Source organism: Geodermatophilus amargosae (genome assembly GCF_041028265.1).
In the GTDB taxonomy this organism is placed as follows: Bacteria; Actinomycetota; Actinomycetes; order Mycobacteriales; family Geodermatophilaceae; genus Geodermatophilus; species Geodermatophilus amargosae_A.
The window spans coordinates 39172-61432 of sequence record NZ_JABGCW010000022.1 but is presented as its reverse complement, the minus strand read 5'-3'; the positions used below and the strand labels follow the sequence as shown (position 1 = coordinate 61432).

At 76.9% G+C, this 22261-nt stretch carries 20 protein-coding genes; 10 read left to right on the top strand and 10 right to left on the bottom strand.

Annotation, left to right across the window (positions count from 1 at the left end):
* The first annotated feature begins 12 nt into the window (after positions 1-12).
* Genes HLV61_RS21905 through HLV61_RS21895 form a run of 3 tightly spaced genes read left to right on the top strand, consistent with a single transcriptional unit; the run spans position 13 to position 3957 of the window.
* Positions 13-1722, top strand: a complete 1710-nt coding sequence (locus HLV61_RS21905) for an ABC transporter (RefSeq protein ID WP_369259325.1) — start codon at positions 13-15, stop codon at positions 1720-1722.
* Positions 1719-3302 carry a YfjP family GTPase gene (locus HLV61_RS21900; protein ID WP_369259323.1) on the top strand — a complete coding sequence of 528 codons (1584 nt, stop codon included), beginning with the start codon at positions 1719-1721 and terminating at the stop codon, positions 3300-3302. The genes HLV61_RS21905 and HLV61_RS21900 overlap by 4 nt, the downstream gene beginning before the upstream one ends.
* Before the next feature lie 37 nt (positions 3303-3339).
* Positions 3340-3957 (top strand): flavodoxin family protein, encoded by a 618-nt coding sequence (locus HLV61_RS21895; RefSeq protein WP_369259321.1) that lies wholly within the window; start codon positions 3340-3342, stop codon positions 3955-3957.
* Between the two features lie 51 nt (positions 3958-4008).
* Here HLV61_RS21895 and HLV61_RS21890 read toward each other — a convergent pair whose 3' ends face one another.
* The 4 genes from HLV61_RS21890 to HLV61_RS21875 form a co-directional block, all read right to left on the bottom strand.
* Positions 4009-4659, bottom strand: a complete 651-nt coding sequence (locus tag HLV61_RS21890) for an HNH endonuclease signature motif containing protein (protein ID WP_369259319.1) — start codon at positions 4657-4659, stop codon at positions 4009-4011.
* Positions 4660-4823: 164 nt separating this feature from the next.
* Complete coding sequence (locus HLV61_RS21885) at positions 4824-6047, bottom strand: MFS transporter (RefSeq protein WP_369259317.1); 1224 nt, start codon at positions 6045-6047, stop codon at positions 4824-4826.
* 49 nt (positions 6048-6096) lie between these two features.
* Entirely contained in the window at positions 6097-7596 is a 1500-nt protein-coding gene (locus HLV61_RS21880) for a precorrin-2 C(20)-methyltransferase (RefSeq protein WP_369259315.1), read from the bottom strand.
* Complete coding sequence (locus HLV61_RS21875; protein ID WP_369259313.1) at positions 7593-8213, bottom strand: precorrin-8X methylmutase; 621 nt, start codon at positions 8211-8213, stop codon at positions 7593-7595. Before HLV61_RS21875 ends, HLV61_RS21880 begins: the two co-directional genes overlap by 4 nt.
* A gap of 84 nt (positions 8214-8297) precedes the next feature.
* On the opposite strand from HLV61_RS21875, the gene HLV61_RS21870 reads away from it, so the two are divergent.
* Positions 8298-9476 (top strand): glucose-1-phosphate adenylyltransferase family protein, encoded by a 1179-nt coding sequence (locus HLV61_RS21870; RefSeq protein ID WP_369259311.1) that lies wholly within the window; start codon positions 8298-8300, stop codon positions 9474-9476.
* Positions 9477-9499: 23 nt separating this feature from the next.
* Here HLV61_RS21870 and cobG read toward each other — a convergent pair whose 3' ends face one another.
* The 3 genes from cobG to HLV61_RS21855 are packed head-to-tail and all read right to left on the bottom strand — an operon-like array spanning position 9500 to position 12483.
* On the bottom strand, positions 9500-10645 hold the full coding sequence (gene cobG / locus HLV61_RS21865) for a precorrin-3B synthase (RefSeq protein ID WP_369259309.1): 1146 nt from the start codon (positions 10643-10645) through the stop codon (positions 9500-9502).
* Positions 10646-10674: 29 nt separating this feature from the next.
* Complete coding sequence (locus HLV61_RS21860; protein WP_369259307.1) at positions 10675-11616, bottom strand: pyridoxal-phosphate dependent enzyme; 942 nt, start codon at positions 11614-11616, stop codon at positions 10675-10677.
* A gap of 24 nt (positions 11617-11640) precedes the next feature.
* Positions 11641-12483, bottom strand: coding sequence for a DUF4383 domain-containing protein (locus HLV61_RS21855; protein WP_369259305.1), 843 nt, complete (start codon positions 12481-12483; stop codon positions 11641-11643).
* A 169-nt stretch (positions 12484-12652) separates the two neighbouring features.
* Between HLV61_RS21855 and HLV61_RS21850 the strand changes: the two genes are divergently transcribed.
* From HLV61_RS21850 to HLV61_RS21830, 5 genes are all read left to right on the top strand, one after another.
* Complete coding sequence (locus HLV61_RS21850) at positions 12653-12997, top strand: tetratricopeptide repeat protein (protein WP_369259303.1); 345 nt, start codon at positions 12653-12655, stop codon at positions 12995-12997.
* A 193-nt stretch (positions 12998-13190) separates the two neighbouring features.
* A complete protein-coding gene (locus HLV61_RS21845; protein ID WP_369259440.1) occupies positions 13191-15056 on the top strand; it encodes an ABC transporter ATP-binding protein in 1866 nt (621 codons plus the stop codon).
* A 43-nt stretch (positions 15057-15099) separates the two neighbouring features.
* The gene (locus HLV61_RS21840) at positions 15100-15510 is read left to right on the top strand and encodes a YunG family protein (protein WP_369259301.1); all 411 of its coding nucleotides are present in this window, start codon (positions 15100-15102) and stop codon (positions 15508-15510) included.
* Between the two features lie 64 nt (positions 15511-15574).
* Positions 15575-19186, top strand: coding sequence for a cobaltochelatase subunit CobN (gene cobN / locus HLV61_RS21835; RefSeq protein ID WP_369259299.1), 3612 nt, complete (start codon positions 15575-15577; stop codon positions 19184-19186).
* Positions 19187-19372: 186 nt separating this feature from the next.
* Entirely contained in the window at positions 19373-19516 is a 144-nt protein-coding gene (locus HLV61_RS21830) for a hypothetical protein (RefSeq protein WP_239523090.1), read from the top strand.
* Here HLV61_RS21830 and HLV61_RS21825 read toward each other — a convergent pair.
* The 3 genes from HLV61_RS21825 to HLV61_RS21815 are packed head-to-tail and all read right to left on the bottom strand — an operon-like array spanning position 19513 to position 21376.
* A complete protein-coding gene (locus HLV61_RS21825; protein WP_369259296.1) occupies positions 19513-20298 on the bottom strand; it encodes an adenosylcobinamide-GDP ribazoletransferase in 786 nt (261 codons plus the stop codon). The genes HLV61_RS21830 and HLV61_RS21825 overlap by 4 nt on opposite strands.
* Entirely contained in the window at positions 20295-20816 is a 522-nt protein-coding gene (cobU, locus tag HLV61_RS21820) for a bifunctional adenosylcobinamide kinase/adenosylcobinamide-phosphate guanylyltransferase (protein ID WP_369259294.1), read from the bottom strand. The genes HLV61_RS21825 and cobU overlap by 4 nt, the downstream gene beginning before the upstream one ends.
* The gene (locus HLV61_RS21815) at positions 20813-21376 is read right to left on the bottom strand and encodes a histidine phosphatase family protein (RefSeq protein WP_369259292.1); all 564 of its coding nucleotides are present in this window, start codon (positions 21374-21376) and stop codon (positions 20813-20815) included. Before HLV61_RS21815 ends, cobU begins: the two co-directional genes overlap by 4 nt.
* Positions 21377-21441: 65 nt before the next feature.
* Between HLV61_RS21815 and HLV61_RS21810 the strand changes: the two genes are divergently transcribed.
* On the top strand, positions 21442-22230 hold the full coding sequence (locus HLV61_RS21810) for an oxidoreductase (RefSeq protein ID WP_369259290.1): 789 nt from the start codon (positions 21442-21444) through the stop codon (positions 22228-22230).
* Positions 22231-22261: the final 31 nt, after the last annotated feature.

Below are 22261 nucleotides of genomic sequence, written 5' to 3'. Positions count from 1 at the left end.
CAAGGAACGGGTGTGACCGCGCCCGTGCTGTTGACCGATGCCCTCCAGGAGCTGCGCGATGCGGTCGCCGCGGCTCCCCTCGGCCTGGCCACCCCCGGACGGGACGCCACCGAGCGCACCGCCCGCGCGGTGGTGGACCAGGTCGACGACTACCTGCTGCCGCGGCTGCGCGACCTCGACGCCCCGCTGCTCGCCGTCGTCGGTGGGTCCACCGGCGCGGGCAAGTCCACGCTGGTCAACAGCGTGCTCGGCGCGCGGGTGACCACACCCGGCGTGCTGCGGCCGACGACCCGCGCGCCCGTGCTGGTCTGCTCCCCGGCCGACCTCCCCGCGTTCTCCGGCGACCGCGTGCTGCCCGGGATGCCCCGGACCACCGGCGAGGGGGACCGTGCCCGCGACCTCGCGGGCGGGCTGCGGCTGGTGCCCACCGAGGCGCTGGCGCCCGGTCTGGCGCTCATCGACGCCCCCGACGTCGACTCGGTGGTGGAGGCCAACCGCGACCTCGCCGGGCAGCTGCTCTCGGCGGCGGACCTGTGGATCTTCGTCACGACGGCGGCCCGCTACGCCGACGCCGTCCCCTGGGACCTGCTGCGGACGGCGCAGGAACGGGGGACGGCGCTGGCGGTCGTGCTGGACCGGACGCCGCCCGAGGCGGTGACCGAGGTGGCCGCCGACCTCGCCGCCATGCTGCAGCGCGGCGGGCTGGGGGCGGCGCGGCTGTTCGTCGTCGAGGAGCGGCCGCTGCACGACGGGTTCCTGCCCGGGGCGCAGGTCGCCCAGCTGCGCGACTGGCTGCGGGGGCTCGCCGCCGACCAGGAGCAGCGCGCCGCCGTCGTCCGCCAGACGCTGGCCGGTGCCCTGGAGAGCCTCGACGGGCGGGTGGCCGCGGTCGCGGCCGGCGTGGAGGAGCAGGCGGCGACCGCCGCGGCCCTGGGGAACGCCGCCGACGCCGCCTACGACGGCGCGCGGCAGGCGGTGAACGAGGGTGTCGGCAACGGCAGCCTGCTGCGCGGGGAGGTGATGGCCCGCTGGCAGGACTTCGTCGGCACGGGTGAGTGGATGCGCTCGCTGCAGAGCCGGGTGGGGCGGCTGCGCGACCGGCTGGGGGCGGCGCTGAACGGGCGGCCGTCCTCGGCCGACTCCCTGCACGGCGCGCTGGAGTCGGGGGTGGAGACGCTGCTGCGCTCCGAGGGGGAGCGGGCCGCCGACCGCACGGTGACCGCGTGGCGCTCGCTGCCCGGCGGCGGGGCGCTGGTCGCGGGGCGCGAGGAGGAGCTCGGGACGGTGTCGCCGGACTTCGCCCCCGTGGCCGCCGACGAGGTGCGCGACTGGCAGGGCTACGTGCTCGAACTGGTCCGCGAGGAGGGCGCGGGCAAGCGCTCGCAGGCGCGGTTGCTGTCCTGGGGCGTCAACGGGGCCGGCGCGCTGGTGATGGTCGCCGTCTTCGCCTCGACGGCGGGCCTGTCCGGTGCCGAGCTCGCCATCGCCGGCGGGACGACGGCGGTGGGGCAGCGGGTGCTCGAGGCGGTGTTCGGCGACGCCGCGGTGCGCGCGCTGGCCGCACGGGCGCGGGCCGACCTCGACGCCCGGGCCGACCGGCTGCTGGCCGCCGAGCAGGACCGCTTCGACGAGCTGCTGGCCGGAGTCGCGGAGGCGCCGGACGCGGTGGAGCGGCTGCGCGCGGCCGTGGCCACGCTGGCCGCGGCGCGGAGGTCGGCGTGAGGGCGCGGGAGCTGTCGCTGGCCGACCGGCTGGCGGCGCTGCGCGAGGCGGTCGGCGTGGCCGAGGGGCGGCTGGAGGTGCCCGAGGTGGGGGCCGCGCGGTCGCTGCTGGCCAAGGCCGGTGCCCGCGAGGCGCTGGGCGACGCGACCGTCGTCGCGCTGGCCGGCGCCACCGGCAGCGGCAAGTCCACGCTGTTCAACGCGCTGTCCGGCGCCGAGGTGAGCACCCCGGGCGTGCGCCGGCCGACCACCGGCGTCGCGCACGCGACGATCTGGGGGGAGAACGGCGCCGACCGGCTGCTCGACTGGCTCGAGGTGCCGCGCCGGCACCGGGTGGCCGACGGCGACCCCGCGCTGGACGGGCTGGTGCTGCTCGACCTGCCCGACCACGACAGCGTGCGGCTGGAGAACCGGCTGGAGGTCGACCGCCTGGTGCAGCTGGTCGACGTCCTGGTGTGGGTGCTCGATCCGCAGAAGTACGCCGACCACGCCGTGCACTCCCGCTACCTGGCGCCGCTGGCCGGGCACTCCGGCGTGCTGCTCGTGGTGCTCAACCAGGTCGACCGCCTCGACGAGGCCGCCGCCGTGGCGTGCCTGGCCGACCTGCGCCGGCTGCTCGACGAGGAGGGGCTGACCGGCACGCCGGTGCTGCCCACCTCGGCCCGCACGGGGTTCGGCCTGCCGGAGCTGCGGACAGAGCTGGCCCGCCGGGTGGGGGCGCGGAAGGCGGCCACCGACCGGCTCACCGCCGACGCCCGCGCCGCCGCCGGGGCGCTCGCGGCCCACTGCGCGACCGACGCCGGCCGGGACCGCGGGCCGGACCGGGCGGCGCGCGAGCACCTCGCCGGCGCGCTCGCCGACGCCGCCGGGGTGCCCGCCGTCGTCGCGGCCGTGCAGCGCTCGGCCCGCCGCAACGGCACCGCGCACACCGGCTGGCCGGTGCTGCGCTGGACGTCGAAGCTGCGCGCCGACCCGCTGGACCGGCTGCACCTGGGCGACGAGCGCTCGCGGACCTCGCTGCCGCAGGCCGGGGCGGTGCAGCGGGCCGGGATGGACGCCGCGCTGCGCCGGGCCCGCGACGACGCCGGCCGGGGGCTGCCGCCCGCCTGGCGCGACGAGCTGCGCCGCACGTCCGAGGACACCGAGGAACGGCTGCCCGACCAGCTCGACCGCGCCGTCGCCGGCACCGACCTCGGCCCGGACCGCACGCCGATCTGGCAGCGCACCGTCGGCGGCCTGCAGTGGCTGCTCGCGCTGACCGCGCTGGTGGGCGCGCTGTGGCTGCTCGCCCTCGTGGGACTGGGGCTGCTGCAGCTCGACGACGTCGTCCCGCTGCCGCGGGTGCAGGGGATCCCGCTGCCCACGCTGCTGCTGGTCGGCGGGCTGCTGGCGGGATTGCTGCTGGCGCTGCTGTGCCGGCCGCTGGTGGCGGCGGGGGCCAGACGCCGGGCGCGGACCGCGCGGCGCCGGCTCACCGCCCGGGTGGCGGAGGTGGCCGACGAGGAGGTGCTGGCCCCCCTCTCCGAGGCGCGCGCCGACCACGACCGGTACTGCGCCGCGGTGGGTCGCGCACGATCCTGATGTGTGACACCGGCCTCCGTCTGGGCAGGTCAGGGGCATGACCGAGACCGCGTCACCCCGTGCCCTCGCCCTGATCTGCAGCCTCAAGCCGTCCCCCGCACCGTCGTCCAGCGAGCTCCTGGCCGGCCAGGTGCTCGAGGGGCTCGGCGCGCAGGGCTTCACCTCCGAGGTCGTCCGCGTCGTCGACCACGACGTCAAGCCCGGCGTGGAGGTGGACATGGGCGAGGGGGACGCGTGGCCGGGCATCCGCGAGAAGCTCGTGGCCGCCGACGTCCTCGTCGTCGCGACCCCGACCTGGGTCGGGCACATGAGCAGCGTCGCGCAGCGGGTGCTGGAGCGGCTCGACGGCGAGCTGTCCGAGACCGACGACTCCGGCCGGCCGCTGGTCACCGGGAAGGTGGCGGTGGTGTGCGTGGTCGGCAACGAGGACGGCGCGCACAAGATCAGCGCCGACCTCTTCCAGGGCCTCAACGACATCGGCTTCACCATCCCGGCGCAGGGCGCCACCTACTGGAACGACGAGGCGATGGGCAGTCGCGACTACAACGACCTCGACGAGACCCCCGAGGCGGTCGCGTCGACGACCAGGACGCTGGCCGAGAACGCCGCGCACCTGGCCCGTGCGCTGAAGGGGCAGCCCTACCCGGGCCGGTAGGCGGTCGCGGGCTCCCCGTGCGGTGGGGAGCCCGCTCCCTGCCCTGCGGGATCAGGAGGGCGGCTGGTCGTCGTCCGGTTGGACGTCGTCGGGCGGTGGGTCGGGTGTCGGTGGTGGTGGTCGCATGCCCGGTGGGCGGGTCGTCCTGGTGATCGCGGAGGGTGTGGTCACGGTGAGGACCCCGTCGGGGCTCAGGTGGAAGCGCCAGCCGCGGGCGAAGGTCGTGAGGCGGTGGTGGCTGCGGCACAGGCAGCACGGGTTCGCGCAGTCCGACGCCCCGCCGTGCGCGTGGGGGATGACGTGGTCGGCGTCGGCCCAGCCGACCCCCCGGCCGCAGGTGGGCCACCGGCAGGTGCGGTCCCGGGTGCGCACGAAGCGGTCCTGCGCGGCCGACGGTGTGTAGCGGTCGACCGGCCCGGGCCGGTAGAGCACCGCGCACTCGCAGTCGGCGGCCGGGTGGTCGGGGCAGCCGAGGCGGGCCAGGCGACGGAGTTGATCGAGGGTGCCGGTGGCGCGCAGCGACCCGTCGGTGTCGCTGAGCGCCAGCGTCACCGACCCGCCGTCGGGCGTGCGCACGCCGAGGGCGTCGAGCTCGCGTGACAGCAGCGCCACCGGCAGCCGCTGCGACCGCATCGGCTGCTCGACGAGCCGGCCGGCGAGCGCCCGCTCCACCGGCGACACGTACTCCGCGACCTCCTGCACGACCCCGGACCCACGGGCCGGGTACGACAGGTCCCGCAGGTCAGCGAGATGCCGGTCGACGAGCCCTGGCTCGTCGCTGGGCTCCGCGGCGGCCGGTGGGACATCGCCGGGAGCGGCGCGGGTGAGTGACGCCCAGGATCAGGGGAGAGGGCGGGCTGGGACCGTCAGGCCGCGAGCGACTGCGCGCGTTCCTCGGCCGCGACGGCGGCCGGCCGGGGCGGGCGGGACAGCCGCAGCCCCACGGCGGCGACCACCGCCAGCACGATGACGACGACGCCGTAGGCCTCCGCGACCACCCGCAGCCCCAGGGTGTCCACGGCCAGGCCGGCGGCGATCGCCGGGATGCTGAAGGCCAGGTAGCCGACGACGAAGATGCTCGACAGCAGGCCCCCGCGGTGGCCCGGCGAGACGCCCGCGGTCACGGTGGCCACGCAGCCGAGGAAGGCCGCGCCGAAGCCCAGGCCGGCCACCCCCGCGGCGGCGAAGAACAGCCAGAGCGTGCCGGTGAGCAGCGCGACCAGCAGGCCGACGACGGCGGTGGCGAACACCAGGCAGCCACTGGCCATCGCCCGGCGCGGGGCGAGGTCGCGCGCCAGCAGGCCACCGACGGCCGCCGAGCCCTGCATGCAGAGGATCAGCAGGCTCCCGACCAGGTGGTCCTCGACGCCGAAGACCCCGGCCGTCAGCGACGGGCCGAGGGAGAGCACCAGCCCGCCCATCGCCCACAGTGCGACCAGGGCCGGGGTGGCGACGAGGAACGCCCGGCGCTGCGGCCGGGGCACCTCGACGCGCGGCCGCAGCGAGGCGAGCGCGCCGGGCAGTCGCGGCGAGGTCTCCGGCAGCGCCCAGGCCAGCACCGCGCCGAGCACGAACACGACGGTGAGCACGCCGAACACCCACGGGGTCGGGCTGACGACCGTCTCGATGGCCAGCCCCGCGCCGACGGCACCGAGCGACAGCCCGAGGCCGGGGGAGACGCTGTTGAGCAGCGCGCCGAGCGGGCGGTCGCGGCGCTGCAGGTCGAGCAGGGCGGCACCGAGCGAGCCGGTCAGCGCGCCCGTGGACAGCCCCTGCAGCACGCGGGCGGCCAGCAGCCAGCCGACGCCGTCGGCGGCGAAGAAGACCACCATCGCGGCCGCCTGCAGCAGCAGTGCCCCGGCCAGCACCGGCCGCCGTCCGACGTGGTCGGACAGGCTGCCCACCACGAGCAGCGCGGCGAGCAGCGCGATGGCGTAGATGCCGAACACCAGCGTCAGGACGCCGGAGCCGAACCCGAACTGCTCCTGGTAGACGCGGTAGAGCGGCGAGGGGACGCCGGAGGCGGCGAGCACCAGGACGAGCAGCCCGGCCACCGACCAGAACGCGAACGGGCGGGGGAGTCGGGGCACGCCATGGGACAAGGGCGCCGGGGACGTGGTTGTTCCCCGCAACGGCGTGTCAGCCGGGATGGCGGCGCGGCGTGTACACCTGCCCGGACGGCGTCACCCGCGTCTGCGAGGACCCGACGATCAGCAGGCAGCGCATGTCCACCGTCTCCGGGTCCAGGTCGCCGAGCGTGGTCACCCGGACCTGCTCCTCCGGACCGCCGACGTCACGGCCGACGACGACCACCGTCTCCGGCTCGCGCACCTCGCGCAGCGCGTCCAGCGCCTTGGCCAGCTGGTGGGGGCGCGCCCTGGACCGCGGGTTGTAGAGGGCGAGCACCAGGTCGGCCGCCGCCGCGGACCGCAGCCGGTCGAGGACGACGTCGAGCGGCTTGAGCACGTCGGAGAGGCTGACGACGGCGAAGTCGTGGCCCAGCGGGGCACCCACGCGGGAGGCCACCGCCTGCGCCGCGGTCAGCCCGGGCAGCACCCGCACCCGGACGCCGGCGTGCTCGGGACGCGCGGCCACCTCGAGCACCGCGGAGGCCATGGCGAAGACGCCGGGGTCGCCGCTGGAGACGACCGCCACCCGCCGTCCCGACCGGGCCAGCTCCAGGGCGTGCGCGGCCCGCTCGGCCTCCACCCGGTTGTCGCTGGCATGGCGGGTCTGCCGCGGGTTGGCCGGCACGCGGTCGAGGTAGGGGCCGTAGCCGACCAGGTCGTCGGCGCAGGCGAGCGCGTCGGCGACCTCGGGGGTGGTCCAGCCGCGGGCGCCGGGGCCCAGGCCCACGACGACCACCTCGCCGGCGCGCGCCTCGTCGTCGCGCGGCTGCTCGGGGCCCGGGGTCGGCCCGGTGAGCGGCGAGGGCAGCAGGGCGAGGGAGAAGTACGGGACGGTGGCCGGGTCGACGTCGGCCAGCGGGGCGACCCGCTGCCGGTCGGTGGTGGCCCGCTCGACGTACAGGGCGCGGTCGAGGACGCCGGCGGCGTCGAAGGCCTCCCGGACCTGGCCGAACGTGCGCCCGAGCTTCATCACCGCCGCGCTGTCGGTGGTGGCCAGCCACTCGGCGAGCTCGTCGGCGGGCAGGGTGCCGGGCAGCACCGTGAGCACCTCGTCGCGCTCCACCAGCGGCCGCCCGACGACGGCGGCGGCGCCGCTGACGCTGGTCACGCCGGGCACCACCTCGGTCGGGTAGCGGTGCGCGAGCCGCTTGTGCATGTGCATGTAGGAGCCGTAGAAGAACGGGTCCCCCTCGGCCAGCACCACGACGTCGCGGCCGGCGTCGAGGTGCGCGGCCAGCCGGGCGGCGGCGGCCTCGTAGAACTCGTCGATGGCGCCCTGGTAGCCGCCGGGGTGGTCGGTGGTCTCGGTGGTGACCGGGTAGACCAGCAGCTCCTCGACCTGTCCCTCGCGCAGGTAGGGCGCGGCCACCGCGCGGGCCACCGAGCGGCCGTGCCGCGCGGCGTGGAAGGCGACGACGTCGGCGGCGGCGATCAGCCGCGCGGCCTTGACGGTGACCAGCTCGGGATCGCCGGGCCCCAGCCCGACGCCGTACAGGCGGCCGGTGCTCACTCGACGTCGCTCGCTATCGCGTTGACCGCGCCGGCGGTGATGGCGCTGCCCCCGCGGCGGCCGCGGACCACCAGGGAGTCGAGGTCGGAGGCGGCCAGCGCCTCCTTGGACTCCGCGGCGCCGATGAAGCCGACCGGGATGCCGATCACGGCGGCCGGCCGCGGGGCGCCGGCGGCGACCATCTCGAGCAGGTGGAACAGGGCGGTGGGCGCGTTGCCGATGGCGACGACGGCACCGTCGAGCCGGTCGCGCCACAGCTCCAGCGCGGCGGCGGTGCGCGTGGTGCCCAGGTCGGCGGCCAGCGCCGGGACCCGCGGGTCGTCGAGCGTGCAGACGACGTCGTTGTCCTTGGGCAGCCGGCGCCGGGTGACGCCCGAGGCGACCATCTGCGCGTCGCACAGGACCGGGGCGCCGGCGTCGAGGGCCTCGCGGGCGCGCCGGACGACGTCCGGGCTCGCCGCGACGTCGGCGACCAGGTCGACCTGACCGCAGGCGTGGATCATCCGGACCACCACCCGGGCGAGGTCCTCGGGCAGGCCGGCGAGATCCGCCTCGGCGCGGATCGTGGCGAACGACTGCCGGTAGATCTCGGCGCCGTCCTTCTCGTAGTCGTACATCGGCAGCGAGGCTACGGCCCGCGGGCGGCCGGGGAGCGGGACGGGCGGCCGGGTAGCCGGGAGCACGGCGGGTAGCGCAGGAGCATGGCCCTCCCCCGTCTGCTCGTCCTCGTGCTCGCCGGTGGCGCCGGCGGCCGCCTGCAGCTGCTCACCGAGCACCGCGCCAAGCCCGCCGTCCCCTTCGCCGGCGTCTACCGGCTGATCGACTTCCCGCTGAGCAACTGCCAGCACTCGGCGATCCCCGACGTCTGGGTGTCGATCCAGCAACACCCGACGTCGCTCGCCGACCACCTGGCCAACGGGCGGCCGTGGGACCTCGACCGCACGACCGGCGGGCTGATGACCCTGCCGCCGTTCCAGGGCACCGAGCGCGGCGGGTGGAACACCGGCACCGCCAACTCGCTGTGGCGGCAGGCCGAGCTGATCCGCGCCTTCGGTGCCGACGCGCTCGTCGTCGTCAGCTCCGACGCCGTCTACGAGCTCGACTACCGCGAGGTCGCCGGGGCCCACCTGGAGTCCGGCGCCGAGGTGACGATGGTGACCACCGAGGTCGCCGCCGACGACGCCGCCCGCTACGGGATCGTCGAGGTCGACGGCGACCGGGTCACCGGCTACGCCTACAAGCCCGACGAGCCGGCGACGACCACGGCCACCAACGAGGTCTTCGTGTTCGACCCCGGGCCGACGCTCGACCGGCTCGAGCAGCTGCGGTCGGACATCGGCGAGGAGGGGCTCGAGGACCTGGGCAGCCACCTGCTGCCGGCGCAGACGAGCGACGGGCTGGCCCGGGCGTACCCGCTGGAGGGCTACTGGCGCGACGTCGGCACGGTGGAGTCCTACTGGGAGGCCCACCAGGAGTTCCTGTCCGACGAGCCGCCGATCGACCTCGACGCCCCGTCCTGGCCGATCCACACCCGCGGCGGCCGGCACAGCGCGGCCCGGGTGCTCGACGACGGCCAGATCGAGAACAGCCTGCTGTCCGGGGGGACCCGGGTCTCCGGCAACGTCCGCGGCTCGGTGATCTCCCCCGGCGTGGTGGTCGAGGCCGGGGCGACCGTCGTCGACTCGGTGCTGCTGCCCGGCGTGCGGGTGCGCTCGGGCGCGACCGTGACCCGCTCGGTGGTCGACGACCGCGTCGACGTCGGCCGGGGGGCCACCGTCGGCGGCGACGGCGGCGTCACGCTGGTGGGCCGGGCGGTGACGCTCGGCGAGGGCGCCGAGGTCCCCGCGGGCGCCCGCCACCCGGACCCCGAGGACGACTGAGCCCTTGTAGCGCCGATGGCTCCTCAGCCGACGCGGTAGCCGGCCGGCGTGGCGACGACGTCCAGCACGTCGCCGCGCGGCCGCCCGCAGCGGCGCTCGCACCCGGCCCAGTGCACGCGGGAGTCCCCGGGCACCGCCCCGGACGCGACCGCCGCGGCGGCGTCGGCGCGCACGTCGGCCAGCGACTTCGCGCAGCCGGGCCGGCCGGCGCACGCGGTGACCCGCACCCACGGGCTGGCGGCGTCGAACACGACCCCGGTCCGGTACAGGTCGACGGCGGCGTCGTCGACGCGGTCCTCGGCGAGGTCGGGCACCACGACGCTGCGCCACGGGGTCAGCTGGACCTCCGCGGTGAGCGAGGCCAGCAGCTCGGCCTGGCCGGCGGCGATCCGGCCCAGCGGGACGACACCGATCAGCGCCGTCCGCCCGTCGCCCTGCGTCTGCGCACCGACCGGTCCTCCCTCCGGCGCGGGAGGGACGGCGACCGGCGCGGACCAGGTCCCGTCGAGGCGGGCGGCCACGCGGGCGACGCCGCCGTCGAGCTCGGCCAGCCGCCAGGCGGTGCCGCCCTGGGCGTCGCGCTCGGCGAGGAACGCGCGGGTGGCGGCGAGCAGCAGGTCGACGGCGCCGGCGGGGGAGGCGCGCAGCCCGCTGTCCTCGCCGGCGAGCAGCAGCGCCACCGACGACGCCGACAGCGCGAGCAGGCCGACGTCGCCCCCCAGGCCGGACACGTCGCCGCGGCCGTCGTCGAGCGTGGCCAGGTAGCGGCCGGGCAGCGCGGCCAGGGCGGGGTCGGCGCACAGGCCGGCGTCGAGCGCGGTCACCCACGGCCGGGCGTCGAGCAGCCCGCCGGCGCGGCCGGTGAGCGCGCTGGCCAGCACGTTGCGCACCCGCTCGTGCGTCTCGCTGGGCAGCAGGCCGGCGGCGGCCAGCCGGTCGCCGAGGTCGCGGGCGGCGCCGGGCGCCAGGCCGCGCAGTTGCAGGTTGCCCCGGCTGGTCATCTCCAGCGCGCCGTCGCCGAGGTCGCGCGCCGCGGCCGCGAGGACGCGCAGCTGGGCGGTGGTCAGCAGGCCGCCGGGCACGCGCACGCGGGCCAGCTCGCCGTCCGCGGCGGAGTGCGTCTGCAGCGCGCCGGGACAGGCGTCGGCGCGGGGTCGGGAGGAGGTCATCGCGCCCGCGAGGCTACGACGCTCCCCGGTCAGGACGCCTCGAGCGCCTCGGCGGCCAGCTCGGCGGCCAGCGGGTGCCCGAAGAGCCCCGGCAGGCCGCCGGTGTGCACGAACACGGTCGGCTCGCCCGGCCGGATCGAGCCGTCGGCCACCGCGGCGGCCAGCCCGGCCAGCGCCTTGGCGGTGTAGACGGGGTCGAGCAGCAGGCCCTCCGTGCGGGCCGCCGTCCGCAGCGCGGTCCCGGCCGCCTCGGTGGGCGCGCCGTAGCCGTCGCCCACCTGGTCGCGGCGCAGCCGGAGGCCGGACGGGTCGCCCCCGAGCGCCGCGGCCAGTGCGGCCACCCGCTCCGCCGGGTCGGGCACCGCCCCGGTGTCCACGCCGAGCACCCGGCCGGCGCCGAGCCCGGCGACCAGCCCGGCCATCGTGCCGCCGGAGCCGACCGCGACGACGACGTGCCGGGCGCCGGGCGCCTGCTCGCCCAGCTCGGCCGCGCAGGCCAGGTAGCCGCGCGCGCCGGTCACCGACGAGCCGCCGAGGGGCAGGACCGCGGGGACCTCGCCGGCCGCGCGCAGGTCCGCGGCCACCTCGGCCACGCGGGCGTCGACGTCGGCGGGGTCGGGGACGACCACCACCCGCGCGCCGAGGGCGCCCTCCAGCGCCAGGTTCCCGGGCCGGTCCCGTGCCGGCGTCCCGCCGAGGACGAGGACCGCGCCCAGGCCCAGCCGGGCGGCGGCCGCGGCGGTCATCCGCGCGTGGTTGCTCTGCACGCCGCCCTGGGTGACGAGGACGGTGGCGCCGTCCCTCACCGCCTCGGCGGCGAGGTGCTCGAGCTTGCGGACCTTGTTGCCTCCGCCGAGGTCGGTGAGGTCGTCGCGCTTGACCGTCAGGTCCCCGGGACGCAGACCGAGCGCCGCGGACAACCGCGGCGCCCGGTCGAGCGGGGTGGGCCAGTGCGAGAGCGGGACGGTCACCCGGGGATCGTGCCGCTCCCGGGCTCAGGCGTCCCTGCGGGCGCGGTCGAAGGACGTCCAGATCGCGCGGCGCTCCTTGCGACTGGTCACCTGGGACATCGCGGCGACCCGGCGGCGCTGGTCGAAGGTCGCGATGTGCTGGACGACGGCGACCTCGGCCTCGCGCATGGCCCGCTCGGTCGCGAACTCGGCCGGGGTCGAGGGGTACTCGTCGGCCGAGACGGGCGGCACGTCGCCGCTGTTGTCGCGGGCGTAGGGGCTGTCGGCGGGCAGGTTGCCGCTGACCCGGCCGTAGGCGCCGAGCATGAGCAGCACCAGGCCGGCGACGACGGAGAAGGCGACGTTGCTCAGCCGGAAGGCCAGGAAGTTCCAGCTGGTGTTGAGCACGGCCAGGTTGGCCAGCGCCGACACCAGGAACAGCACGCCGATGACGATCATGACCGTCGAGGCGACCCGCGGGCCGCGCAGCGCGGAGACGACCAGGACCACCGCGGTGACCAGTGAGATCACCGACAGCAGGCCGTTGGACGACAGGCCGAGGACGCGCTCGCCCGCGGTGGAGAAGAACGCCAGGCCGTTGAGCAGGCCGAGGACGCCGAAGACGGCGATCACCCCGGCGACGACGAAGGCGCCGATGCGCTGGACGGTGTAGACGCGGCTGGAGCCCTGCGGGGACCGCCCCGCGTCAGGGGGCCCCTGGTCCTCGGGGCCGGCGGGCGCGGTGCCGGCGGGTCCGGTGTCGGCGGGCGCGGTGCCGGCGGGTCCGGTGTCGGCGGGCGCGGTGCCGGCTCGCGCGGGGTCGGCGGGCGCGGTGGGGGTCGCCGGCGTGCGGTCGGCCGTCCGCTTCCGGTGCAGGGACAGGGCCACGGCGTGCTCCTCGGGTCGAGTGGTGCTGACTTGGGTTGTTCCCTATCCGGTCGTGTCCAGACGCATCTGGTTGCGGACTTTCCCCGTCCGCATGTCCGCCGGGCGTGTCGTGATCTCCCCGGGGAGGTCTCCGGGGGAAGAGCGGGCGCCCCTTCTCCGTTCAGGAGGCGTGATCCAGCCGTTCGACACCCAGCCGTTCCCGACCGACCTGCACTCCGACTTCCTGCGCGCCGACCTGTTCTTCTCCATGGGGCAGCCGGTCGAGGCCGCGCGCGTCCTCGAGCCGCTCGTGGCGGCCGAGCCGGGCAACGAGGCGGCGCTGGAGCTCCTGGCGCGCAGCTACTTCGGCTCGGCGCAGCTGCAGAAGGCCGAGGACGCCCTCCGCCGGCTGGTCGGGCTCGCGCCGGCCAACGGGTGGGCCCGCCGGGCGCTGGCGCGCACGCTGGAGCGGCAGAGCCGCCGGGACGAGGCCGTCGCCCACCACCGGATGGCCGACGCCCTCGGCGCGGGGTGACGGCCCTCGGCGCGGGGTGACGGCCCTCGGCGCGGGGTGACGGCCCTCGGCGCGGGGTGACGGCCCTCGGCGCGGGGTGACGGCCCTCGGCGCGGGGTGACGGCCCTCGGGGCGCGGGGCGACCGTTCTTGCCGGATCCGCCACGGAGGTTGACCTCGAGCCGACGTGAGGTCCTAGCGTCGCCGGCGTGAGCATGGAGATGACCGCGTGGTCGGCGCTCTCGCGGGCCACGCACGCCCGCGACGACCGTCGCGGGATCTCCCGCGCCACGCTGCGGCGGGTGGTGACGTACGCGCGGCCGCACCGCGCCCGCATCGCCGCCTTCGTGGCGGTCGGCGTCGTCGAGGCGGTGCTCGCGGTCGCCACCCCGCTGCTGGCGGGCCTGGTGGTGAACGAGATCGTCGGGGGCGGGAGCACCTCGACCGTCGTCGGCCTCGCCGTCCTCATCGCCGGGCTGGCACTCGCCGGGACGGCGCTGGGCCTGCTCGGGCGGTGGCTGTCGTCCACCCTCGGGGAGGGGCTGATCCTCGACCTCCGCACCGCGGTCTTCGACCACGTGCAGCGGATGCCGGTCGCCTTCTTCACCCGGACCCGCACCGGCGCGCTGGTGTCCCGCCTCGACAACGACGTCCTCGGGGCCCAGCGCGCCTTCAGCGACACGCTCTCCGGGATCGTCAGCAACACCGTCACGCTGCTGCTCGCGCTCGCGGCGATGCTGACCCTCTCCTGGCAGGTCACCGTCCTGGCCCTGCTCCTGCTGCCGGTGTTCCTGCTCCCCGCGCGCCGGATCGGCCGGCAGCTGGCCGGCCTGCAGCGGGTGGCCGCGGAGTCCAACGCCGCGATGACCGGGCAGACGACGGAGCGGTTCTCCGCACCCGGCGCCACGCTGGTCAAGCTCTACGGCAGCCCCGACGCCGAGTCGGCCCGGTTCGCCGCCCGGGCGCGGGCGGTGCGCAACGTCGGCGTGCGGACGGCGATGGTGCAGTGGGCCTTCATCAGCGCGCTCACGCTGGTGTCGGCGCTGGCCCTCGCGCTCGTCTACGGCCTGGGCGGCACGTACGCGCTGGGCGGCTCGCTCGACCCGGGCGCCGTCGTGGCGCTGGCCCTGCTGCTCACCCGGCTGTACGCGCCGCTGACCGCCCTGGCCAGCGCGCGGGTCGACGTCGCCTCGGCCGTGGTCAGCTTCGAGCGGGTCTTCGAGGTGCTCGACCTGGTGCCGCTGGTCCGGGAGCGGCCGGGCGCCCGCGAGGTCCCCGAGGGCCCGGTGTCGGTGGAGCTCGACGGCGTCACCTTCGCCTACCCGTCGGCCGACCGCGTCTCGCTCGCCTCGCTGGAGGACGTCGCCCGGCTCGACGGCCGCGGCGGCGTGGACGTCCTGCACGACGTGTCCTTCGCCGTGCAGCCGGGCCAGGTCGTCGCGCTCGTGGGGTCCTCCGGCGCCGGGAAGTCGACGATCGCCTCGCTGGTGCCGCGCCTCTACGACGCCGACGCCGGGGCGGTGCGGCTGGGCGGCGTCGACGTGCGCGACCTGACCTCGGCCTCGATCCGGCGCACCGTCGGCGTGGTCACCCAGGACGGGCACCTGTTCCACGAGTCGCTGCGGGACAACCTGCTGCTGGCCGCGCCCGCGGCGACCGACGCCGACCTGTGGGACGCGCTCACCCGCGCCCGGCTGGCCGACCTCGTCGCCGCGCTGCCCGACGGACTGGACACCGTGGTCGGCGAGCGCGGCTACCGCTTCTCCGGGGGTGAGCGGCAGCGGCTGACCATCGCCCGGCTGCTGCTGGCCCGCCCCCGCGTCGTGCTGCTCGACGAGGCCACCGCCCACCTCGACGCCACGAGCGAGGCCGCCGTGCAGGAGGCCCTGGACGAGGCGCTCGAGGGGCGGACGGCGATCGTGATCGCGCACCGGCTGTCGACCGTGCGCGCGGCCGACTGCATCCTCGTGCTGGAGGGCGGCCGGGTCGTCGAGCGCGGCCGGCACGACGAGCTGCTCGCGCTCGACGGGCGCTACGCCGAGCTGTACCGCACCCAGTTCGGCCAGCCGGTCCCCGCCTGAGCGGTACGGGCGGGTGTCGTCCCGATCTGGCAGGGTCCCGCGCGTGCCGACCCTGGACGAGGTCACCGCCGCCCTCCGCGCCTCCTGGTGCCGGGAGACCTGCGATCCCGGCGACGTCGCCCACTGGACGCCGGCCAACCCGGCGCGCGGCCAGTGCGGCCCGACCGCGCTGGTCCTGCACGACCTGTTCGGCGGTGACCTGCTGCTCGCCGAGGTGCACCTGCCCGACGGGTCGCGGCAGGGCGTGCACTGGTGGAACCGGCTGCCCGACGGCCGCGAGGTGGACCTGACCCTCGAGCAGTTCGCCCCGCACGAGGTGGTGCAGCGTCCGCGGGTCGTCGTCCGCCCGGAGGGGCTGCCCGGGTACGGGGCCGACCAGTACCTCCGGCTGCGGTCGGCGGTCCTCACCCGGCTCGGCTGGACGACCGGGACCTGGATCGCGGACACCCACTGACGCCGGCCGGGGGCTGCGCCGGCTGACCGGGGCGGCCGCGGCCCGGCGGGTAGCGTCTGCCCGCGTGTTCGTCCTGCTCTCCACCAGCGACACCGACCTCCTCTCCGCCCGCGCCAGCGGTGCCGACTGGCGGCTGGGCAACCCCGTCCGGCTCGGCGCCGACGGCATCGCGGCCCTGACCGACGGCGCGCGGCTGGTCGTCGTCCGGATCCTCGGCGTGCGGCGGCAGTACGAGGAGATGCTCGCGCCACTGCTCGCCGGCCCCGCGCCGGTCGTCGTCCTCGGTGGGGAGCAGGTGCCCGACGCCGAGCTGATGGAGCTGTCCACCGTCCCGATGGGCGTGGCCACCGAGGCGCACGGCTACCTGGCGCAGGGCGGCCCGGACAACCTCGTCCAGCTGCACCGGTTCCTCTCCGACACGGTGCTGCTGACCGGGGAGGGCTTCGAGCCGCCGATCGTCGCGCCGGACTGGGGCGTGCTGGAGCGCGAGAGCCGGGGGAGCGGCCCGCGGATCGCCGTCCTCTACTACCGGGCGCACCACCTGGCCGGGAACACCGCCTTCGTCGAGTCGCTGTGCACGGCGGTCGAGGACGCCGGCGGGCAGGCGCTGCCGGTGTTCGTCAGCTCGCTGCGCAGCGTCCCCGACGACCTGCTCGACGTGCTGCGCACCGCCGACGCCCTGGTCGTCACCGTGCTCGCCGCCGGCGGCTCGCGGCCGGCGACCGCCTCGGCCGGCGGGGACGACGGCGCGTGGGACGTCGGCCAGCTCGCCGCGCTCGACGTGCCGGTGCTCCAGGGGCTGTGCCTCACCCGGTCGCGCGCGGACTGGCTGGCCGACGACGACGGCCTCTCGCCGCTCGACGTGGGCAACCAGGTGGCGATCCCGGAGTTCGACGGGCGCCTGATCAGCGTGCCGTTCTCCTTCAAGGAGACCGACTCCGACGGCCTGACCTCCTACGTCGCCGACCCCGAGCGGGCGGCGCGGGTGGCCGGGACGGCGGTGGCCCACGCCCGGCTGCGGCACACCCCGCCGGGCGAGCGCCGCATCGTGGTGATGCTGTCGGCCTACCCGACCAAGCACGCGCGCATCGGGAACGCCGTCGGCCTGGACACCCCGGCGTCGGTGGTGCGGCTGCTGGCCGCGATGCAGGGGCAGGGCTACGACGTCGGCCCCTTCGACGGCCCGGACGCGCTGCCCGGCGTGGCCGACCTCGACGGCGACGCGCTCTTCCACGCGCTCATCGCCGCCGGGGGCCAGGACGCCGACTGGCTGACCGAGGAGCAGCTGTCGGGCAATCCTGTGCGCATCCCCGCCGCGGAGTACCGGCGGTTCTTCGACACGCTGCCCGAGGACCTCCGCGCGGCGGTGACCGGGCACTGGGGCGAGGCGCCGGGCTCGCTGTTCGTGGACGGGAGCGACATCGTGTTCGCGGCGCTGCGCGCGGGCAACGTCGTCGTGATGGTGCAGCCGCCGCGCGGCTTCGGCGAGAACCCCATCGCGATCTACCACGACCCCGACCTGCCGCCCTCGCACCACTACCTGGCCGCCTACTGGTGGCTGCGGTCGGTCTTCGACGCGCACGCGGTGGTGCACGTGGGCAAGCACGGCAACCTCGAGTGGCTGCCGGGCAAGACGGTTGGCCTGTCGGCCTCCTGCGGCCCGGACGCCGCGATCGGGGACCTGCCGCTGGTCTACCCGTTCCTGGTCAACGACCCGGGCGAGGGCTCGCAGGCCAAGCGCCGGGCGCACGCCACGCTGGTCGACCACATGGTGCCGCCGATGGCGCGCGCCGACTCCTACGGCGACGTCGCGCGCCTGGAGCAGCTGCTCGACGAGCACGCCAACGTGGCCGCGATGGACCCGGCGAAGCTGCCGGCGGTGCGCGCGCAGATCTGGACCCTGCTGCAGGCGGCGAAGCTCGACCACGACCTGGGGCTGCACGAGCGGCCGGAGGACGACCACTTCGACGAGATGATCCTGCACGTCGACGGCTGGCTCTGCGAGATCAAGGACTCCCAGATCCGCGACGGCCTGCACGTGCTCGGGACGCCGCCGTCGGGCTCCGACCGGGTCGACCTGGTGCTGGCGATGCTCCGGGCGCGGCAGATCTGGGGCGGGGCGGTGGCGCTGCCCGGCCTCCGCGAGGCGCTGGGCCTGCCCGAGGACGGCACCGCGGGCCTCAAGGCGACCGACGCCGTCGAGGCGCGGGCCGAGGCCCTCGTCGCCGGCATGGAGGAGGCGGGCTGGACGATCGGCGCCGTCGGGCCGGTGGTCCGCGGGGTCCTCGGCCGCGAGGACGAGCAGGTGGCCGCCGTCCTGCGGTTCGCCGTCGACGAGGTGGTGCCGCGGCTGGAGCGCACCACCGACGAGCTCGACGCCACGCTGCACGCCCTCGAGGGCGGTTACGTCCCGGCCGGGCCCTCGGGCTCGCCGCTGCGCGGGCTGGTCAACGTGCTGCCGACCGGGCGCAACTTCTACTCGGTCGACCCGCGGGCCGTGCCGTCGCGGCTGGCGTGGGAGACGGGGCAGGCGATGGCCGAGTCGCTGGTCGAGCGGTACCTGGCCGACACGGGGGAGTACCCGCCGTCGGTGGGCCTGTCGGTGTGGGGGACCTCGGCGATGCGGACCTCCGGCGACGACGTCGCCGAGGTGCTCGCGCTGCTCGGCGTCCGCCCGGTGTGGGACGACGCCTCGCGGCGGGTGACGTCGCTGGAGGCGGTGCCGCTCGACGAGCTCGGCCGGCCGCGGATCGACGTCACGGTGCGCATCTCCGGGTTCTTCCGGGACGCCTTCCCGCACGTGGTGACCATGCTCGACGACGCCGTGACGCTGGTGGCGGGGCTGGACGAGCCGGCGTCGCGGAACTTCGTGCGGGCCCACGTGGACGCCGACGTGGCCGCGCACGGCGACCGGCGGCGGGCGACCACCCGCGTGTTCGGCTCCAAGCCCGGCGCCTACGGGGCGGGGCTGCTGTCGCTGATCGACTCGCGGAACTGGCGCGGCGACGCCGACCTGGCCGAGGTGTACGCGGTCTGGGGCGGCTACGCCTACGGCCGCGACCTCGACGGCGTGCAGGCCCGGCCGGACATGGAGACGGCCTACCGGCGGATCGCGGTGGCGGCGAAGAACGTCGACACCCGCGAGCACGACATCGCCGACTCCGACGACTACTTCCAGTACCACGGCGGGATGGTGGCGACCGTCCGCGCACTGACCGGGACCGCGCCGCGGGCCTACATCGGCGACTCGACCCGGCCCGAGCAGGTGCGCACCCGGTCGCTCACCGAGGAGACCTCGCGCGTCTTCCGGGCGCGGGTGGTCAACCCCAAGTGGCTCTCGGCGATGCGCCGGCACGGCTACAAGGGCGCCTTCGAGCTGGCCGCGACCGTCGACTACCTGTTCGGCTACGACGCCACGACCGGCGTGGTGGCCGACTGGATGTACGAGAAGCTCACCCAGACCTACGTGCTGGACCCCGAGAACCGCGAGTTCATGGAGAAGTCCAACCCGTGGGCGCTGCACGGCATCGCCGAACGGCTGCTCGAGGCGGTCGACCGGGGCATGTGGGCAGAGCCGGACCCCGCGCTGCTGGCCGACCTGCGGCAGGCCTACCTCGACACCGAGGGCGACCTCGAGGGCGGGGAGACCCCGGCGCAGTCGGGGGCGCCGGCCTGAGGCCCTCCCGCGGGGCCGGCACCCGGGTTCACGCGGCCGACCACTGGGTATGCGATCTCCATGGGCATCCTGAACCGACTCCTGGGAACTGCTGAGACCACGGCTCGTCGGGGCGCCGCCGGAGGCCGCGGCGCCGCGGGTCGTGCGACGACCGGCCGCGGCATGGGGCGTGGCATGGGACGCGGCGTGAGCACCGGGCGCAGCGCCGGCATGGGCCGCACCCGCATGTCGGCCGGCACCCCGACGCGGCGCATGGGCCGCGGGGCGCCGACCACCGCGGCCTCGGGCGGGCTGGGCCGGCTGCTCGGCTCGCTGACCGGCCGCCGCTAACCGATCCGGGCGCAGGCGGCGGCGACCAGCAGCACGACGGTCGCCGCCGTCTCGCCCATCGCCCCCATCACGTCCCCGGTGACCCCGCCGAGGCGTGCCGACGCGCGCGCACGCACCGCCTCGGCGGCCAGCAGCCCCGCCGCCGCGGCCCCGGCCAGGACCGCCGCCGCTGCCGGATCGCCGTCGAGCCATCCCGCCGCCGCGGCGCCGGCCAGGGTGAGGACGACCCACCCGGCCAGCCACGACCGCGACACGGTGCCCGCCACCGCGCGGCCCAGGGACGAGCCCTCCGCCGTGGGCGTCCCGGGCAGGCCGGTCCGGGCCATGGCCAGCCGGGCCACGACCACCGCCGTCCACAGGGCGAGCCATCCGCCGTCCCGGTCCAGCAGCGCCGCCCCTGCCGCCGCCTGCAGCAGCAGCGTGAGGACGAGCGTGACCACCCCGAACGGGCCGACGTCGCCCTGGTGCATCACCTGCAGTGCCCGCTCCCGGCCGCGCAGGGGTCCCAGGCCGTCGGCGGTGTCGGCGAGCCCGTCGAGGTGCAGCGCCCGGGTGAGCGCCGCCAGGACCGTGAGGGCCGCGACCGCGCCGGCCAGCGGGGAGACCAGCTGCGCCCCGAGGACGCCGACCCCGGCCGCCGCCCCGCCCAGCGCCAGCCCGACCAGCGGCGCCCACGGCAGCACCCCGCGCGTCGACGTCGCCGCGGCCGCGGGCACGCGGACCACGGTCAGCAGCGCGACCGACTCCAGCGGCCCGGCCCACCACACGCGCCGGTCGCTCACCGCAGGCGCTGCGGCAGGCCCGCCACGACGAACCACACCTCGTCGGCGGTCCCGGCCAGCCGCTGGTTGACCTCGCCGAGGGTGTCGCGGAACAGTCGGCCCGCCCGGGACTCCGGCACCACCCCGAGCCCCACCTCGTCGCTGACCGCGACGACGTGCGCCGGGGTCATCGCCCAGGCGTTGACCAGCGCGTCGACCCGCCCGGCCAGCCGGCCGGCGGAGCCCGGCTCACCGGTCCACACGCCGGTCTCGTCCATGAGCGCGGCGACCCACGTGGTCACGCTGTCGACCAGCACCGTGCCGCCGCGCAGGAGATCGCTGGGCGCCGTCGTCTCGAGCGTCGTCCAGGCGGCCGGCCGGCGGGCGCGGTGCGCGGCGACCCGGCGGGACCACTCGGCGTCGTCCGGGGCGGCGGCCGAGGTGGCCAGGTAGACGACGTCGGGCCGGTCGGCGACCAGCGACTCGGCGTGTGCGGACTTGCCCGACCGGGAGCCGCCCAGCACCAGCACCCTGCTCACCGGGCGACCGCCGCGCCGAGCTCCAGCCGGGTGACCGTGCCGTTGTGCGGCGTCACCGCGGGCAGTCCCGCCGGGCCGAGCCCGGCCGCCACCGCCTGGGCGGCGCGGATGGTGTCGCCGTGGGTGACGAGCGCGACCACGCCGGCCGGCGGGTCCTCCCGCAGGCGGGCGAGGAGAGCCGCGACCCGGGCGTGCAGGTCGGCCAGGCTCTCGCCGCCCTCGGCCGCCCAGTGCGGGTCGGTCCAGTCGACGACGTCCCACAGTTCCCGCGACGGCCGGCCCTCGAGCACCCCGTAGCCCTGCTCGCGCAGCGCCTCCGTCGTGGTGAACGGCAGCCCGGTGGCGGCGGCGCAGTGCTCGGCGGTCTGCACCGCCCGCAGCAGGTCGGACGACAGCATCGCCCCGGGCCGGAGCGCGGCCAGCTCCCGTGCCGCGCCGGCGGCCTGCTCGTGCCCGAGGCCGGTGAGGGGGACGTGCGCCGTCTGGCCCTGCATGAGCCCGGCGGCGTTCCACTCGCTCTGGCCGTGGCGGACGAGGAGGAGGGTGAGCGGTCGGGCCATGGTGGTCGCCGAGCGTAGGACAGGCGGGCGGAGGGCCCTGCGCCGGTGCTCGTACCGTCGCGGAGGTGAGCATCCCCGTCCGCCCCGGTGCCGCCCGTCCCGCCGCCCAGGCCGCCGGCCCCGACCCGCTGGCACCGCTGCTCGACCTGCCCGGCGTCCGGGACGCCGCCGACGCCGCCCGCGCCGGCATCGACCGGCTGCTGGCGCACCGGCTCATGCGCAACCGGTCGGCCGAGGTCAGCAGCGAGTCGGCGCTGCGCGGCGCCCGCGCCTCCGCCGCGCTCGACGGGGTCGACGTCCCGCTGGCCGACCTGCGGGCCGGCTCGGTCGACGACCCGGTGGTGCAGGGGTCGCTGCGGGTCTCGGTGGGGCTGGGCTCGATGGTCGACACGTGGGCGAAGGCGCCCGGGCAGGTGCTGGCGCGGCTGCACGTGCTGGCCGCCGCCGACGTCGCCGACCGGGGCGACCTCGGCCGCCCCGGACCGCACGCCGGGCCGCGGCTGAGCGGCCTGTTCTCGGTGGTGACCGGCACGTCCACGGTGCCGGCGGTGCTCGTGGCCGGCCTGGTGCACGGCGAGCTCGCCGCGCTGGCGCCCTTCGGCACCGCCGACGGGGTCGTCGCCCGGGCCGCCGGCCGACTGACGACGATCGGCCGCGGGCTCGACCCCAAGGCGGTCTCGGTGCCCGAGGTCGGCTTCGCCGAGCTGGGCGGGGACGCCTACCGCGAGCGGCTGGCCGGCTACGCCTCCGGCGGTCCCGACGGCGTCGCGGCGTGGCTGGTGCACTGCTGCCGCGCCACCGAGCTCGGCGCCCGGGAGGGCCTGGCGATCGCCGAGGCCATCCTGCGCGGCTGACCGTTCCGCCCTGCGCCCGGCGGGGGCGCGG

Bases quoted from the DNA above. Each gene is read 5' to 3' on its own strand.
- HLV61_RS21895 (WP_369259321.1), top strand. From the start codon at position 3,340: ATGACCGAGACCGCGTCACCCCGTGCCCTCGCCCTGATCTGCAGCCTC.
- HLV61_RS21875 (WP_369259313.1), bottom strand. From the start codon at position 8,213: ATGTACGACTACGAGAAGGACGGCGCCGAGATCTACCGGCAGTCGTTC.
- HLV61_RS21870 (WP_369259311.1), top strand. From the start codon at position 8,298: ATGGCCCTCCCCCGTCTGCTCGTCCTCGTGCTCGCCGGTGGCGCCGGC.
- cobG (WP_369259309.1), bottom strand. From the start codon at position 10,645: ATGACCTCCTCCCGACCCCGCGCCGACGCCTGTCCCGGCGCGCTGCAG.
- HLV61_RS21845 (WP_369259440.1), top strand. From the start codon at position 13,191: ATGGAGATGACCGCGTGGTCGGCGCTCTCGCGGGCCACGCACGCCCGC.
- HLV61_RS21815 (WP_369259292.1), bottom strand. From the start codon at position 21,376: ATGGCCCGACCGCTCACCCTCCTCCTCGTCCGCCACGGCCAGAGCGAG.